The organism is Pseudomonas sp. D8002 (genome assembly GCF_013385695.1).
Taxonomy (GTDB): Bacteria; Pseudomonadota; Gammaproteobacteria; order Pseudomonadales; family Pseudomonadaceae; genus Aquipseudomonas.
Map to the genome: position 1 here is coordinate 63,620 of NZ_JACAPM010000034.1, position 16,201 is coordinate 79,820.

13 protein-coding genes are annotated in these 16,201 nt (G+C 60.3%); 5 read left to right on the forward strand and 8 right to left on the reverse strand.

Annotated features, from left to right (window positions below):
• Positions 1–146 precede the first annotated feature (146 nt).
• The 3 genes from HX807_RS20485 to HX807_RS20495 form a co-directional block, all read right to left on the reverse strand.
• Positions 147–1,187, reverse strand: a complete 1,041-nt coding sequence (locus HX807_RS20485; protein ID WP_177050871.1) for a GTP pyrophosphokinase family protein — start codon at positions 1,185–1,187, stop codon at positions 147–149.
• 222 nt (positions 1,188–1,409) lie between these two features.
• Positions 1,410–1,625 carry a hypothetical protein gene (locus HX807_RS20490; protein ID WP_177050873.1) on the reverse strand — a complete coding sequence of 72 codons (216 nt, stop codon included), beginning with the start codon at positions 1,623–1,625 and terminating at the stop codon, positions 1,410–1,412.
• 350 nt (positions 1,626–1,975) lie between these two features.
• Positions 1,976–2,113 carry a hypothetical protein gene (locus tag HX807_RS20495; RefSeq protein ID WP_167410166.1) on the reverse strand — a complete coding sequence of 46 codons (138 nt, stop codon included), beginning with the start codon at positions 2,111–2,113 and terminating at the stop codon, positions 1,976–1,978.
• Between the two features lie 227 nt (positions 2,114–2,340).
• Between HX807_RS20495 and HX807_RS20500 the strand changes: the two genes are divergently transcribed.
• On the forward strand, positions 2,341–2,574 hold the full coding sequence (locus HX807_RS20500) for a hypothetical protein (RefSeq protein WP_003218911.1): 234 nt from the start codon (positions 2,341–2,343) through the stop codon (positions 2,572–2,574).
• Between the two features lie 87 nt (positions 2,575–2,661).
• On the opposite strand, the gene HX807_RS20505 is transcribed toward HX807_RS20500, so the two are convergent.
• Positions 2,662–3,849, reverse strand: coding sequence for an MFS transporter (locus HX807_RS20505; RefSeq protein ID WP_177050875.1), 1,188 nt, complete (start codon positions 3,847–3,849; stop codon positions 2,662–2,664).
• A 170-nt stretch (positions 3,850–4,019) separates the two neighbouring features.
• Here HX807_RS20505 and HX807_RS20510 point away from each other — a divergent pair, with 170 nt between their 5' ends.
• The 4 genes from HX807_RS20510 (at position 4,020) to HX807_RS20525 (ending at position 11,721) form a co-directional block, all read left to right on the forward strand.
• Complete coding sequence (locus tag HX807_RS20510) at positions 4,020–6,827, forward strand: ATP-binding protein (protein ID WP_008437634.1); 2,808 nt, start codon at positions 4,020–4,022, stop codon at positions 6,825–6,827.
• The gene (locus HX807_RS20515; RefSeq protein ID WP_102368407.1) at positions 6,824–8,023 is read left to right on the forward strand and encodes an EAL domain-containing protein; all 1,200 of its coding nucleotides are present in this window, start codon (positions 6,824–6,826) and stop codon (positions 8,021–8,023) included. Before HX807_RS20510 ends, HX807_RS20515 begins: the two co-directional genes overlap by 4 nt.
• Before the next feature lie 124 nt (positions 8,024–8,147).
• Positions 8,148–11,045: an ATP-binding protein gene (locus HX807_RS20520; RefSeq protein WP_087693699.1), complete on the forward strand. Its 2,898-nt coding sequence runs from the start codon at positions 8,148–8,150 to the stop codon at positions 11,043–11,045.
• A 28-nt stretch (positions 11,046–11,073) separates the two neighbouring features.
• Positions 11,074–11,721: a response regulator gene (locus HX807_RS20525; protein ID WP_017477281.1), complete on the forward strand. Its 648-nt coding sequence runs from the start codon at positions 11,074–11,076 to the stop codon at positions 11,719–11,721.
• On the opposite strand, the gene HX807_RS20530 is transcribed toward HX807_RS20525, so the two are convergent.
• The 4 genes from HX807_RS20530 to HX807_RS20545 are packed head-to-tail and all read right to left on the reverse strand — an operon-like array spanning position 11,722 to position 16,180.
• Positions 11,722–12,216: a fimbrial protein gene (locus tag HX807_RS20530; protein WP_003218900.1), complete on the reverse strand. Its 495-nt coding sequence runs from the start codon at positions 12,214–12,216 to the stop codon at positions 11,722–11,724. It lies immediately after the preceding gene.
• A complete protein-coding gene (locus HX807_RS20535) occupies positions 12,213–12,680 on the reverse strand; it encodes a fimbrial protein (protein ID WP_003218898.1) in 468 nt (155 codons plus the stop codon). The genes HX807_RS20530 and HX807_RS20535 overlap by 4 nt, the downstream gene beginning before the upstream one ends.
• Before the next feature lie 10 nt (positions 12,681–12,690).
• Complete coding sequence (locus HX807_RS20540; protein WP_256349547.1) at positions 12,691–13,602, reverse strand: fimbrial protein; 912 nt, start codon at positions 13,600–13,602, stop codon at positions 12,691–12,693.
• Position 13,603: 1 nt separating this feature from the next.
• Positions 13,604–16,180, reverse strand: a complete 2,577-nt coding sequence (locus HX807_RS20545) for a fimbria/pilus outer membrane usher protein (RefSeq protein WP_177050878.1) — start codon at positions 16,178–16,180, stop codon at positions 13,604–13,606.
• Positions 16,181–16,201: the final 21 nt, after the last annotated feature.

Sequence of the window (16,201 nt, forward strand, 5' to 3'; positions counted from 1 at the left end):
AGAAGTCGGCTATAGCTACCTCTCATCAACAGCAATTACTGGTCGGGCTTTGCCCCCCTCCCGACCGCCTACCTATCTGCCCCATATATAATTTCTTGAAAAGCAGCACGTTCTTCACTAGCTCAAGCGTGAAATAAACCAGGACTTTATTTTTTATACCTTGACATTATTTCCTGCCAGCTCTCTGGAAACCCTAAGTCACTCATCATTTCGTCATGTTCTAAAGCCGCCGCAACTGCCACGTAAACTGCTGAGGGAACTTCATTGTTTTCTGTTTTATGTATTTTTTCGGATTTATCAAGCTCGGCGATGACATTTTCTGTGGGTTCATCAAACTTCTTGATAGTCCGCTCTATATCCCCAAGCGTCTTGTATCCATGTTGATGCAGGCAATTTACGACGAGACTGACTTGACCATCCCAGGAATCTGGGGGGGATTTAGGGAATTTCCATTTCAGATACTCAATCAAGCTGTCCGAATTTAGTTCTGTTTTAGATATTTCCGAATCTTCGGCCAGATTACTTCTAACCCAGGCTAGGTAAGAATCTCTCTGCTCTCTTATTCGCTGAAACTGGTCGTCAACCACTTCAAAAAGTCCCGCTAGGCTGTTGAGCTTTCTGAGTATTTGAGTAGGGATTTCAGACTCTTTTTTATATATCATGTGGTGCTGAATGATAGCCCAGGCATCCTGTACAACCGTTCTTACCTGGATTTCACAGTTAAGATTACGGAGATCATCATATCGAGTTCCTGAGTGTTTTTCTCCAAGTGCTATAATGAAGTGAGTGGCTCCATAGCCAAATCTATTGACGCCAAGTTCTTCAAGCTTATCGACTTCTTCCAGGATTTCAAACTCGTTAATTATTATTTCTCGCACGAGATCAAGGTCTTGGTGATACAAGCACACAACTCGTGCGCCTGAGAAATCTTTAATCTCTTCAAAGGGCGATGAATATTTCTTTCGATTTAGCTTTTCTATAAAGCTACTTAGTGTTTTGGCTCTTGAACCTATGAAGGATGTCTGTATTTTATTTTCTAGTATTTTCTTTTTTAGTATGTACTCAACTTCGCTGCATAGTTGTTGGTACTGTGCTTCATTGTGAATGAATCGTTTAATTGTACCAGGATCTTTGACCCACAAGTCATCAGCAGAATCGTGATCAGGGCTAGGTAGGGACTGAGACATGTCATTTCCGTATGATGGTTAACTTCGATTAATTCTACCTTTCAAGATGGCTCATGGCCATCCTTTCAACAAGGAACACAGCAATCGTTAGGCTCTGTGTGAGACACCACCAGGATCACGCGTCAAGCTACGGGGTAGTTCATCCTCAATCATGATCTGATTTGTGAAGAAGAAAATTGAGTGCGGCCTTGTTAAGGTCTGCTTCTGACCGATGCCTGACATTTAGGTGAGGTCGTCCCTTCCCAATCGAGCCAGGCCTTGTTTGATATGGCCTGCATTTTCACCAATCGTGTGAAGTGCCCCCCGAACATTCTCACCCACCTCTAAAGCATTTTGCTTCTCAGCCCAGAGAGTCAGCTCCATCACTGCCGCTTCGAGGGCCAGTTGATTTTGATAAAGCCGTTCCAGCACGTCCTTCAGTGAGTATTCGCTTGCCATGGTTTGCGGCTCGTATGAAAGAAATCAAGCATAGCAGCGGTATTCCCTGGATTTGCGAAAATCAGCAAAAAGGAACGGGGGGAATTGCGCGGAGTAATGCTGGTACGAAAGTGGTACGGGCGCGTGACATGGGTTCTGTAGTGCACGTTCTGTGGGGGCTGTGGGACTAGTCGTTCCAATCCATCATCGGAGCAACGGAGAAGCGACGGGAGAACGATGGCGTTGGTGCTATAGGTGAGGACATTAGGATCTGAGATGGATAAGGCGAAGGGCGGACAGTTTAACAGGAATGGGCGTGGTGCCGTGGTGGCCAGTGCCAGAGCTCCAGCCACCCTGGCACGGTTTTCAGCTTATTTCTTCTTTTTGTCGGGCGCCTGAGTCAGCGCCGAAGCCGCCACAGATTTCACATCCGGCGGAGTGGTGGGATCCGCCAGCAGCTTGGCTGCTTTTGAAGCGACGCTTTCACTGGTTTTTTCGTCTTTAGCCATTACTTGAGCTTCCCTCTACGTAGGCCGCAGGTTCATCTGAATTGATGCCTGGTCGGCTTTAATATGTAGGGGCTAACTGTTGATATCGCCAATCAGAATATGTGCCTGGATAATTCGTCGCCAAAACGACATCAACCTGAACCGATCCTGTCCTACGGCAAAGTTTCATAATTCTCACCGGCATTGAGGCCTACGCTCAGCCCATAAGCCCAAAGGGAACTGAAAAAATGATCTCCAACCTCGTCAAAGTCGTGATGGTCGCAGGCACGTTGCTCTTGGCCGCTTGTTCGTCGGGTTCATCTGGCATGAGTAGCGACCTGAGTAGCGACCCTTGTTATTCAGGGGGATGCCAAGCCTTTGGCGACCACAGCCCCAGCAAGGCCGCCAAGATGAATTTTGGCGGCAACGCGCTGGGGAGCAGTTACGGGGAGTATGGTTCGGGGTTGATGCATGATGACTGACTGAGCGGGTGGGGCAGTCATTTACTCAGTGACTGACCCACCGCTTTCGCGAGCAAGCCCGCTCCCACATTGGATCGTGGGAGGGCGTTAGTGACCGCCTTTCATGCGGCGGGCGATCAGGTAGATGCCCAAGCCCACCAGTGCCGTGGCAGCGCCGATGTAACCCGTGCTGGTCCACCCATATCCCGCCGTAATCGCCATCCCACCCAGCCACGGCCCCAGCGCATTCGCCAGGTTGAACGCCGCGTGGTTGGACGCCGCCGCCAGGCTCGGTGCCTCATGCGCAATGTCCATCAAGCGGATTTGCAGCGGCGCGGCCATGGCGATCATGGTGCCGACCAGGCCGATGCCCAGCAGTACGCTCCACAGCGAACTCGCGGCGAAGGTGAAGAAGATCAGCACGGCCATCGACCACACCATAATCCAGCCCACTGCGCGAAATTGCAGGCGATCAAACAGCTTGCCGCCGGCGATGTTGCCGATGATGCCGCCTACGCCAAACGCGGCCAGACCGAATGGGATCCACTGCGGCGAGACTTTGGTCACTTCGAGCATGGTCGGCGCCAGGTAGCTGAACACGCAGAACATCCCGGCAAACCCAATAGCGCCAATGGACAGCGCCATCCACACCTGCGGTTTGGTGAAGGCACGCAGTTCTTTGCGCGGGTCGCTGCGGGGTTCGTCGTGGCGATCCGGTACGAATTGCCAGACCAGCGCGATGGTGCACAGGGCGATAGCACTGACCAGCGCGAACGCCGAGCGCCAGCCAAAGTGTTGACCGAGGAAGGTGGCGATGGGGTTGCCGAGCAGCATGGCCAGGGTCAGGCCCATCATCACCCGCGCGACCGCGCCGGCACGTTTGTCGCTGGGCACCATGCTGGAGGCGACCACGGCGGCGATGCCGAAGTAGGCGCCGTGGGGCAGGCCGCTGATAAAGCGGAAGGCCACCAGCGAACCGAAGGTTGGGGTAAACGCCGTGGCGAGGTTGCCCAGGGCATAAAGGCCCATCAGCAATAGCAGCATGTGTTTACGCAGCAACTTGGCGCCGAGGATGGCCAGCAGCGGGGCGCCGACCATCACGCCCAGCGCATAGGCGCTGATGGCGTGGCCCACTTGCGGTTCGCTGAGATTGAGGTTGTGGGCGATGTCGGGCATCAGCCCCATGATGGCGAATTCGCCGGTGCCGATCGCAAAGGCGCCCACGGCCATGGCCGCTTCCATTTTGGCGGCGCTGCGCGCGGGCAGCACGTGCCCGGGTGTTTGCTGGATAGTCATGGGTAACTCTGTTTGATGAAGTGCACGAAGGACAGCCGCCGATGCTACGCAAGCAGCGACGAAGGTGTCTAGAACAGCGTGTTGCGCGAGAGTTCCATCGGCGCAAGCAGTGCGGGGCTTTGAGATCCGTCTTATTCAACTACCCTCTCGCCACGCTTACTCTTTTGGCGATGAAGCTCAAACATTTCCTGCAACCACTCGACTCTTCTTTTTCGACGCCCAAGGCCGCGCGCAAGTTGTTGCGGCTGTTTGCCCTGGCATTGGTGCTCGGCGTGTATGTGGGTGCCTACAGCTACTTGCGTGCGGCGTTGAATGAGGAAATTTCGCTACGGCGCAGTTATATGAATGAGGCGATTTCCGATGCGCAGAGTTTTTTTGTCAGCCGCCAGACGCTGCTCAAAAGCCTCGGCCTGTCGACGGTTCGTCATGTCACGCCACCCGTGGGCAACCTCAATAATGTGCCGGCCGAAGAGTTGCACATCACCTTGGGCGAGGCGGGCAATATCTGGAGCCTTTGGCTGACTAGGCGCCTGCTTGATTACCTGCAGGTCAACCAGGTCAACCTGATCTACGTCGCGCAGCGCGCCGAGCCGGTGGTGGAGCGCCTGTTTACCGTTGGGGCGGCCCCGGAGAATGTGCCGCAGCCGGTATTGCAGCGGTTGATGGCGGTGGACACCGGCAAGGTCTCGGTCAGCGATGAGTTGTGGCTGACTGAGCAGAGCCGCCTGGATTCACCGCTATACATCTTCACTCGCCTCGACGACCGTAGCCCCACGTCGGGTTGGCTCGGGCTGGAGGTGGACGGCCCGGACCTGATCAACGCCCTGCAGCATGAAAAAGCCGGGGACTTCATGTTGCTTGACGGCGCCGGGCAGCTGATTTTCAGCAGCACGCCTCATCAACCGTCGGCTGCGCAGGTGCTGCGCCAGTATCACGCCACGGCCAGCTTTGGTTGGGAAGGCAGCCGCTGGCTGCCGGATCGCTTGGCCATTCGCAAGCACCTGGGTTACTCCCAGTGGCAGATCGTCTACAGCCTGGAGCTGAGTTCACTGTTGCCCAGCCTGGCCATGCCGTTGCTGCTGTGCCTGCTGTTGTGCGCAGCGGCCAGCTTGTTGATGGTGCGGTTGGTGCGGCGCATCGATCAGCGTTTGATTATCCCGGCAGCCAATCGCATCGAAGCGCTGGTGGAGAGTGAGGCATTCAGCAGTGCGGTGATTCGCATCGCGCCAGTGGCCTTGTGCGTGCTGCGCCGCAGCGACGGCGAGGTAGTGCTGGAAAACCCCCTGTCCCGGCAATGGCTGGGCAACGGCCACGAGCGCCAGCAACTGTGTCACGGCTGGATTCGCCGCGCGTTCGATGAGTCGGAACAAAGCAGCACCGACGAGCTGCAAATGGCCGACGGTCGTCACCTGTACCTGAGTTTCGCGCCAACCCGTTACCAGCGTGAGGAGGTGCTGATCTGCGCCTTCAGCGACATCACCGAACGCAAGCAGGTGGAGTTGGCCCTGCAGCAGGCGCGCACGCTGGCGGACGCGGCGAATGAGGCCAAGACCCTGTTCCTGGCAACCATGAGCCATGAAATCCGCACGCCATTGTATGGCGTGCTGGGCACCCTGGAATTGCTTGCGCGCACCGACCTTAACAGCCAGCAGCGTGGCTACCTGAATGCCATCGAGGGCTCGTCGGCGAACTTGCTGCAAATGATCTGCGATGTGCTGGACGTGTCGAAAATCGAAGCGGGACAACTGTCCCTAGAGTTCAGCACGTTCTCACCGATCGAGTTGGTGCAGGAAGTGATCCAGGGCTACGCAGGCGCCGCCCAAAGCAAGGGCCTGCAGTTGTTCGCCTGCCTCGACCCGCAGTTGCCCGACCACGTGAGCGGGGATGTCACACGCATCCGCCAGATCCTGAATAACCTGCTGAACAACGCGCTGAAATTCACCGAAAGCGGCCGGATTGTCTTGCGTCTGCGCCTGGAAAGCCGTGAAGGCGAGCGCACGATGTTGCAGTGGCAGATAGTCGACACCGGCAAGGGCATCGCCGAGGAAGACCAGCGGTACCTGTTCGAGCCGTTCTTCCAGGTCAGCGGCAATGCGAATGTGGTCGCCGGCAGCGGCCTGGGCTTGTCGATCTGCAAGCGCCTGATGCACTTGATGAACGGCACCTTGCGGGTGGTCAGCGAACCGGGCCTGGGCAGCAGCTTTTCCTTCACCTTGCCGCTGGAGCAAGTCAACGACGACGACCAGGCTCCCTGGGCGCAGCCGCTGCTCGGCGAGCGGGTGTATGTGGTGTCGCCGGTGCGTGAGCTGGCGGAAAGTGTTGGCGGCTGGTTGCGTCGCTGGGGCGCGCGCGCGCAACTCGGTGCGCCGGAGTCCGCCGAGGCCGACCCCGGCGCGGTATTGGTCGAGCTGTATCCCGGCCCGACCGAGCCCGACCAGTTGCTGCATTGGTCCGGGCCGCGGGTGATGGCCGCGGTCGACGAGCATGGCGCTTATCCCTGGCAGATCGGCCTGAACAACCTGCAGGCGCTCAACCGCGCGGTCAGCCGCGCCCAGGGCAGCGAAGAGTTGTTGTCGCCGAGGATCAGCGAGAAGCCCACCGAGTTCAGCCTCAACCTGCGCCTGCTGGTGGCCGAAGACAACCTGATCAACCAGTTGATCCTGCGCGACCAGTTGGAAGAGCTCGGCTGCAGCGTGGTGCTGGCCGGCGACGGCATTGAAGCGCTGTCATTGTGGGGTGATACCGCGTTCGACATGATTCTCACCGACGTCAACATGCCACGCATGAACGGCTATGAACTCACCGAACAACTGCGTCGCCTGGGTTGCTCACTGCCGATCATCGGGGCCACCGCCAACGCGATGCTCGACGAAGCCGAGCGCTGCCTGAACGCTGGCATGGATCATTGCCTGGTCAAGCCGTTCACCCTGCGCGCCCTCTACCAGTGCCTGCATCGCTATCAGAGGAGGGTGCTTTGAGCGCCTATCGCGTACTCATCGTGGAAGACCATCCTTTCCAGCATGAGTACTTGATCAACGTCTTCCAGGCCATCGGCGGGTTTGACGTCGATGTGGTCTGGGATGGCGCCACCGCGCTGCAACGCCTGGCCCGACAGCGCTACGATCTGCTGCTCAGCGACTTGATGATGCCGGGGATGGACGGTGTGCAACTGATCCAGCACTTGGCCCGCATGCACGCGCCGCCTGCGCTGGCGCTGATGAGCGTGGCGTCGCGGCGCATGCTGGTGGGCGCCGGGCAGGTGGCCGGGAACCTCGGCCTGACCGTCGCCGGGCTAATCTCCAAGCCGGTGCGCGAACGCGAGGTGCGCACCCTGCGCGATTGCCTCGACAAACTCGCCGAGCAGGCGCGCACGCCGTGTTGCCACCGGGGTGTCAGCCATGCCCGGGAGAACCTTGAGCGCGCCTTGGCCAATGGTGAAATCCAGGCGTGGTTCCAGCCGAAAAAATCCCTGCATGACGGGCGCATCGTGGGCGCCGAAGCCCTGGCACGCTGGGTGCACCCGGTGGAAGGGTTATTGATGCCCGGCGCGTTTCTTGACGACATCGAGCGCCTTGACCTGGAAACCCGCTTGCTCACCTGCATTCTCGGCCAAACCCTCATCGCCCAGGCCCAGTGGGCGCAACTCGGTTACCGGCTGCCGGTGTCGATCAACCTGCCCACGCATTTGCTCGACCAGAGCGACCTGGTCGACCGCCTGCTTGCCCAGGTGCAAAGCCGCGACGCCGAACCCCGGCAAATTACCTTCGAATTGATGGAAAGCTCCACCACACGGCTGCCCAGTAACTACTACGCTGGAGCATGTCGCTTGCGCATGATGGGCTTTGGGTTGGCGCAGGATGACTTCGGCAAGGGGTTCAGTTCCTACTTCAACCTGGTGTCGACGCCGTTCAACGAGGTCAAGATCGACCGGTCACTGGTGCATGGCTGTGCCGAGAACGAAAGCCTGGCGTCGGCCTTGCAAAGCATTGTCGAGCTGGGCCGCAAACTCGGGCTGACCACCATCGCCGAGGGCGCCGAGACCCAGGCGGAGCTGGCGATGTTGCGGCGTATCCGCTGCGATCAGGTGCAGGGTTTCCTGATCTCCCATGCCGTGGCGGCGGAAAAATTCAGCGCCCTGTTAATCGAGGATGGCCCTGCGCCAGCACTTATGTGAGTGGCCAGGGTCACACAGTCAAGAAGCCCGAAGGAAGGGTCGCCCGGTCAGCCGGGCGTTATTGGCCAATGCCGGGATCAAGCATAGGCCCCATATCCTGATTCAGGCTTCTGCGGTACTGACGATGAAACATGCAAGTCTGCGCCTGGACAAGCTGGCGCAAAGCTCTCAACGCTTGAACAAAGCCCTGTTATTGCTCACGGGGCTCGCCTTGTTGCTGTCCAGCAGTTGCTATTGGGCGGTGTCGCGGTTGCTCGACGCTGAACAGGAAAAGGTCGAGTTCCACTTCGCCCGCGTGGTGGAGATCATCCATGAGCACGAGGCGTTCCTGCGCAACGTGGCCAGTGGCTACAGCCGCAGCAACGCGCCGCCGCTGCCGGCCGTGCAGTCGACCTCGGTGGTGGAGTTGCAGCACGAAGGCGGGCAGGTGGTGTTGCAGGCCAAGGGGTTTGCGATGTCGCTACCCTTCACCTTGTCCCACGCCGAGACGTTCTCGGCGGATGACACGCGCCGGGCACTGGCGTTTGGCGTGCAACTGACTGACTACTACGGCGGCTACTGGGCCAGCTCGTTTTACGCCTCGCCGCAGCTGTTCGTGTTCACCCCCAATGCCGTCGCCAGCCTGGCCGTGCCCGGCGTGGGCGGCTTGCGCCAGCACCAGCCATTGTTGCGCGAGCAGTACCGCGACGTGGTGAGCCGCTTGCAGCAACTGCAACAGAGCCAAAGCCTCCTGCTGACCGACAGCCGCGTGCGCTGGATGCGTGCGCCGCCGCAGTTGTACCAGAACAGCCGCAGCGTGGTCGCGATGATCGGCCTCGACGCGCCTGCCGCCGTATTGCCGGCCAATCAGCCTCAGGGCCTGCTCACGCTGGCGGCGGTGGTGGACACCTCGCAGGTCGACGAAATCGAGCGAGTACTGCAACTGTCGGTCTACAACCAGTTCACCCTGATCTCGCCCCAGGGCGACGTGTTGCTCGGCAGCCTCGGCGATGAACACATGGCGCCCCTGGGCCTGAGCTTCAACAGCCAGGGTTTGCGCTTCAAGATGCTCAGCGAGGGTGGCGAGCACTGGACCGGCCTGTACGCCATCAGCTATCAGGATTTCCTGCGCTACGCCAAATGGCCGCTGCTGGGCCTTGGCCTGACGTTTCTGGCGGCCGTGCTGCTGGGCTGGTGGATCAACCATTGGTACAAGACCCGCATCGTCAGCCCGGCGCAACGCGCGCAGGAGCGTCTGTTCGAGAGCGAGGCATTCAACCGCATCATGCTGCACAACGCCCCGGTGGGATTGTGCGTAGTGCGCCGCAGCGATCACCAGTTACTCCTGGAAAACCAGCGCGCGCTGCAATTGCAGGGCACCGCACCGCTGCTCGACGTGCTCAAGGCCAACGATGGCCCGGATACCCCCGGCGAGATGTGCCTGGCGGTGGAGGGGCGGTACTTGCAGGTCGTGGTGGTGGCGGCGCGGTACGAAGGTGAGGACGTGTTCCTCTGCGGCTGCAACGACATCACCCGACACGTGGACGAAGCCCAGTTGCTGACCCAGGCGCGCCAGGAAGCCACCGAAGCCAACGAGGCCAAAACCGTGTTCCTGGCAACCATGAGCCATGAAATCCGCACCCCGCTGTACGGCGTGCTCGGCAACCTGGAACTGATGGCCCTGACCGACATGAGCGAGCGCCAGCGCCACTACCTGGAAATTATCCAGGGTTCGTCCACTGTGCTGTTCCAGTTGATCAGCAACGTACTGGATGTATCGAAAATCGAATCCGGGCAAATGGCCGTGGAAGCGGCGCCGTTCAGCCCGGGCCAGTTGGTGGCGGAATCGGTGTTGGCGTTCAGCGCGACCGCGCGCAATAAAGGCTTGCAGATCGATGCCGAGATCGACCCGCTGCTACCGCCGCAACTGCTTGGCGATGCTGGCCGCATCCGGCAGGTCCTGCATAACCTGCTGGGCAACGCGATCAAGTTCACCGACTCCGGGCGCGTGCGTTTGCGCCTGATGGTGCAGCAACTACTTGACGATAAAGTGACCCTGCAATGGCAGGTCACTGACACCGGCGTGGGCATTCCGGAAAAGGCGCTGGACCAGTTGTTCAAGCCGTTTTATCAGGTAGCGGGCGACCAGGACGGCAATGGCGCCGGCCTGGGCCTGTCTATCTGCTCGCGCTTGAGTGAGTTGATGGGCGGCAGCATGCGCGTGGTCAGCGAGCCAGGGTTGGGCAGCAGTTTTTCGCTGTTCATCACCTTGCCGGTGCTTCAGGAAACCCTGCCCTCTGCGGAACAACCGCCGATGCCGCCGTGCCTGGACGCACCGTGCCTGAACGTGCGCGTGCTGGTCGCCGAAGACAACCCGGTCAGCCAGGCCGTGCTGCAAGAACAGCTCGAGGCCCTTGGCGCCCACCCCACCGTAGCGCGTGACGGCGAGCATGCGCTGCAAATCTGGGGTTCGCAGCCGTTCGACCTGGTGATCACCGACATCAATATGCCGCGCCTCAACGGCTACGACCTGGCCCGCGCGTTGCGTGAACAAGGCGTCCAGGTGCCGATCATCGGCGTCACCGCCAATGCCCTGCGCGAGGAGGGCGAGCGTTGCCTGGCGGTGGGCATGAACGCGTGGGTGGTCAAACCGCTGAGCCTGAGCATGCTGCGCCAGGCGTTAATGGCGCACTGCCGGCGGGCCACGGCCTTGCCGGTGGTGCAGGTGGACCGGGACCGTGAAGGCTGGATCGAGCTTTCCCCGGCCATGCGCCAACTGATGGCCGACACGTTGCTGGTGGATGTGCAGCAGATCGAACAAGGCCTGACGGCCGGCGATGCCACCCTCGTACGTGAGCGTTTGCACAGCCTCAACGGCGCGCTGGCCAGTGTGCGTGCCGGGGAACTGTCCAGCGCTTGTCAGGCATGGGAGAACACCCTGTACGACGCACCGCTGGATACATACGCCACCACGCAGATTCGAGGCGTGTGCGCACGGCTTACAGCGGTTGCGCAGTGCTTGCTGGCAGAGTCGCAAACTTGATGAAAGCCCATTACAAGGAAGATAAAGAATGCGAGAAATGAACGTTGTGATCGCCGATGACCACCCGATCGTACTGGTGGGCGTGCGCGAAATTGTGCAGCGTGATTCACGCTACAGCCTGGTGGGCGAGGCGGTCAGTTCCAGTCAACTGATCGAGCAGTTGCGCAAGCACCGGCCGCAAGTCCTGATCACCGATTTCAACATGCCGGGTGACGACACCTATGGCGATGGGTTGAAGCTGATCGAGTACATCCTGCGTCACTTTCCCGCGACCCAGGTGCTGGTGCTGACCATGATTTCCAACAGCCTGATTCTCACCCGCTTGCAGGAATTGGGTGTGGCCGGGGTGATCCAGAAGAACCACCTGCACGGCGAGATCGAAAAGGCCCTCGGCGCGATCAGTGCCCAGCGCAGTTACCGCGCACCGGAGCCCGCCGCGACTTCGGTCTTGGCTAATGTGACCCAGGTGCAGGCGCGCTTTCAGAGCCTGTCGCCACGGGAGATGGAAGTGCTGCGTTTATTCGTGACGGGCATGAGCGTGAGCGATATCGCGCGGCAGTTGAGCCGCAGCAACAAGACCGTCAGCGCGCAGAAGATTTCGGCCATGCGCAAGCTGGAGGTGGACAGTGACCAGGCGCTGCTGACCTATTGCATCGAAGCCCGGCAGTTTCAGTAATCAGCGGTACGTCATCTGCATCAACAGGGTGGCTTTGTAGCTACCCGCCTCGGGCAGCTCGCCCAGGGACACGGGCTTGACGCGCAGGGTCAGCGCCAACGGTTCGTCTTCTACCGGCCAGGTGCCGGTTTGGCCCAGGCCGATCCCCGGCTTGTCGGTCTTGTCACGCAATTGCACCTGCAACCCCAGGGATGGGAGATTGGTGAGCAGCACCGGGCTGACGGTGAGGGCCCGGGCCATGCCCGCCGACAAACTCAGCTCGACCTGAGCGCCCGCCTGACAGTCGAAGACCAGCGGCACATCGGTGGCGACGGTGCTGCCGTCGGCCAACTGGTTGAGGTTGACCTTGCCCAGGTCCACCTGTTGCGTACTCGGAAACCTTGCGGTGCACGGCGGTGCGGTCAGCTTGCCGCTGACGTCGATCTGCGCTTCTTCCGCCGCTTGCGCAAGGGCGGTGCTGGCTACGGCCAGCAGCATCCAGGCGAGCGCTTTCATAGGTAATTGAGGGTCATGACCATCGACGAGGTGAACGCGCCCGGCGCCAGCGTGCCGCGTTCGACCAGTTGCGCCTTGAGGCTGATATCCACGTCGCCGCTGAGGTTGGTGTATTTCTTGACGGTGCCATTGAGGTTTGCCGCCGTGTTGTCCGCCCACAGCAACGACACACCGAGGTTATCCGCCGTGGTCTTGGCCACGGTGGAGGTGTAGGTGCCGTTATTGGACGTGAAGCTGACATTTAGCGAAGAACCCGACGAGCACTTCAAGCGCACCGGCACTTCCACAGTGCCGGTGGTCGCCACCTGGTCAGTACGCACGTCGCCAAATGCGGCGGTCAGGGTTGTGCCGGTACTCAATACGCACGGTGGGCGGGTGAGGGTGCCGCTGACGGTGATATTCACCACGTCGGCAGCGTGAGCGGTGCTGCTGAGCAGCATCAGGGCGAGCAGTGGAGTTTTCATGGCAAGGCCCTCATTGATAGTCGATGTTCAGCGTGTATTGGCTCTGAAACGCACCCGTCGGTGATTGCCCGGCCGCCAGTTGTGGCTTGAAGCTCAGGTTTACGTCATTGCTGCCCACGCGTAACTGCATAAAGCGCGGGGTAGTGAAGTTCACCGGGTTCAGGGTGTCGGTCCACAGCGCCTGCATGTTCAAACCTGCCAGCGAGGTGCGCGTCACGCCGGTGGTGGCGTTGACTACCGCCTGGTTGGGCAGCAGGTAGACGTTGGCGCGCATCGCGGACTTGCAGTTGATCGACACAGTGGTCGATTGCATCTGGTTGCTGAGGTCGGCGTTACTGATGGAGCCAAAGCGCAGGTCGACGCTGCCGGGTGAACTCAGGCTGCACGCCGGTGGAACGACGGTGTATTGAAATAGTGTTTGCATGAACCACTCGCCATAACCCAGCCAGTTTTGCGAGGTCACGCCCAGCGCTACAGCTACAAATCGTGTACCTGCTGTTCGGGGCGCAGTGCCCACCAGAATGTAGCGGTAAGGCACCACGGTATTCAGGGGCAGAGGCCGGCAATAGCCACCCAGGCAATTGTTACTGTATTGGCCGATGGGCAGATTGGATAAGTAGATGTTGTGATACGGGTCGGTCAATCTCAACGGGGCTTGATCCGGGCCGCTCAGGTAATTGACTTGCGAATTTAAGCCGGCGGAATAGGGGAATGCACGGCGAACGGTGCACGTACCCTCGTAGACGATTCTGATCGCCTGACCGGGCGTAAAAGTGTAACCGCCGCTCGGAAAACCCGGCACTGTGCAGTTGAGATTCCCTTCGACCAACGCGTGCGCCTGTTGTGACAGGCAGCTCAATACTGCGCACAACAGCGCAAGCATCAGCCGTCCACGCACCTTATGTGTTGCTTTAACGATCATGTCAGGAATCCTTGGCACCCGACCCACCGGCCGCGCGCTCACATTGAATATTCATTTGGGTGATGCCGCCGTCGGCAGGCGCTGTTTCGTCCAGCTTCAATTCACGGCTGCACCACGGCTGGCCGTCGACGCTGACCAACAACCGCGCCTCGGGCGGCACGCCGGTCAGGAACGCGCGGCCTTTGTCGGCCACCAGGGTGTTGCCGAGGGCGCGGCCATCCGGGGCAAACAATTCGGCGCGGGCGGCAAACGGCGCTGCTTCGCCAAGGGGGTCGCTGATGCGAAACAGGATGCGTTGGCCGCGCCGGGTGTCGAAGTCGGCCAGTACAAACGCGCCGCGGTTTGGCGTGACTTCCTGCACCGGCTCGGCGATGTCGACGTCAGACGGCATCGACTGGGTGTCCAGCGACACGCGGTTTTTGCGATAGGGCAGGGCCTGCGGCACCACGGTGTAGCCATTGCTGTTGGTGCGCACACCGCGCTTGTTGCTGATGCCCACGTCGGCGGCGCCCGGTGTGGCGACGATCACATTGGTTTCGCCCAATGGCTGGCTGAACATCAGGTTGCTGCCATACGCCACCACCGAACCTTCGACGCCCATGTCCAGTTGGCGGCTGCCGGTGGTCTCGTTATAGGCACCGCGCACAATCGCGTTGGGCGCGTCGTATTGCGCGGCGAAGGTGCCGCCGGTCTGGCGTTGCGCGCCGCTGACTTGCTGCGACACACCCGCGCTGTAGGCCAGCGTATCGTCCTCGAACGCGTTGCCGCTCAGGGTCGCGGTGCGTGATGCCGAGCCCCGCGCGCTCTGGTTCATGTTGGCCGTAACGCGCTGGCTGCGCGTGCCGCCCAGGGGCATGCTGATGCTCAGGGACAGGCTGCGGTCGTCGCTGTTGGCGCCTTTGTTCAGGCCCAGCCCAAGGGAGTAGGAAATGTCCCCGACGCTCGCGCTGTATCCCAATTGGATCGAGGTGTCGGCCTTGCTCTTGTCCCAGTAGGCGGTTTTCGACACGTTGGCATAGACCCCGCCGTAGCCGCCCAATTGCTGCGACACGTTGGCGGTGAAGTTGCTTTTCATGTGGCCGCTGCGGTACGTGTCCAGGGTTTGCTCGGTGCTGCGGCTGTTCAGCGCTTCGTTGAACGAGTAGTAGCCGCCGGTGGAGTAGCGGTAGCCGATCAGGCTGAAGTTGGTGTCGGTGGCCGCCAGGGACTTGGAATAGCGAAAGCGAAACGACTGGCCGCTGGACGTGGTTTTCTCCCGGCCCACGGCGTCGCTGCGGGCGTGGGTCACGTCCACCGAGATCGCGCCAAAGCCGGCAAAGTCGTGGGCAAAACCCAGCAGGCCGGCGTTGTATTGATTACTCAGCAGGCTGCCGCCAAACAGCGTGGTGCTGCCGCTCAAACCGCGTCGTAGGGAGGCCTGGATAAATGTTGGGGTTTGCTGCACAAAGGACGATTGCGCCGGGCGGTATTGGCCGGCGAATACCGAATAGCTTTGCTGGCCTTCGCGCAGCATGTAGGGCACCGACGAGAACGACTGGGTGTAGACCTGGCGCTGGCCGTCCGGGCCTTCCACGGTGACTTCGATGTCGCCATTGCTGGCGGTGGGGTACAGGTCGGTCAAGGCGAACGGCCCTGACGGCACCCATTGCTCATGGATCACATAGCCGCGCTGGCGGATGATCACCCGCGAGCGGCCATTGGCAATGCCGCGAATCACCGGGGCGAATTCGCGGGCCTGGTCGGGCAGCATGTCCAGATCAGAGGCGATGCCCAGCCCGCGATAGGGGATCGCGTCAAACAGGTCGCCTTCGGTGGTGGAATCGCCCAGGGTGGCGATCGCCATCATATTGCCCATGTCGCGCTGGGCGTAGGTTTCCAGCGACTCCCAGCGCCCGGGCGTGGTGCTGCCTTTTTGCCAGGTCGAAAAATTGCGCAGGCGCCAGGCCCCGGCATTCACGCCGCTCCTCAGGCTGCCGAACTGGTCCTGGCGGCGGCCGGTATCGGACTCCACGGTGCTGCCGGTGAAGCTGTAGTTGGTGAAGGCCACCTGTTCGCCGTTACTCCATTGCCGACGGCGCACTTCAAAAGGGACGCTGCCCAGGTAGGCCTGTGGGATTTCAATCGACAGGATCTGGCGGTTGAAGTCGTAGTCGTAGCTCACGCCGGCCAGGCCCTGATCGAACGCAATGCAGGTGGGGTCGGCGTCGGTGCGGTTTTGCAGGGCCGTGTCGGCCACGCCCTGGGCGCGGAAGAACTCGACATCCAGGCAGGGGAACAGGCCGGTGCTCGAGCGTTCCTGGGTGCCGGTGGCGCGGATGAAACGCACATCACGCTGTTCGATCGAGCGCTGGTTGAGCTGGATATCCACCCGGTAAATCCCCGGCAACTGGCCGTCGCTCATGGCGCTGACCTGTTGTTTCACAGCGGCCGAACTCTGCCCGCCGCCGATTTCGAGAAACGACGCATCGAACTCGTAGCCGGCGTGTGCGGGGGCCAGGTGCAAGGCGGCGGCGGCCACGAGCGGGCAGCCGAAAGCCTTCACGGCGCAACGGCGCATGACTGGGAATGAACGGAGCATGGTCGTTCCTGAAAAGGCGTT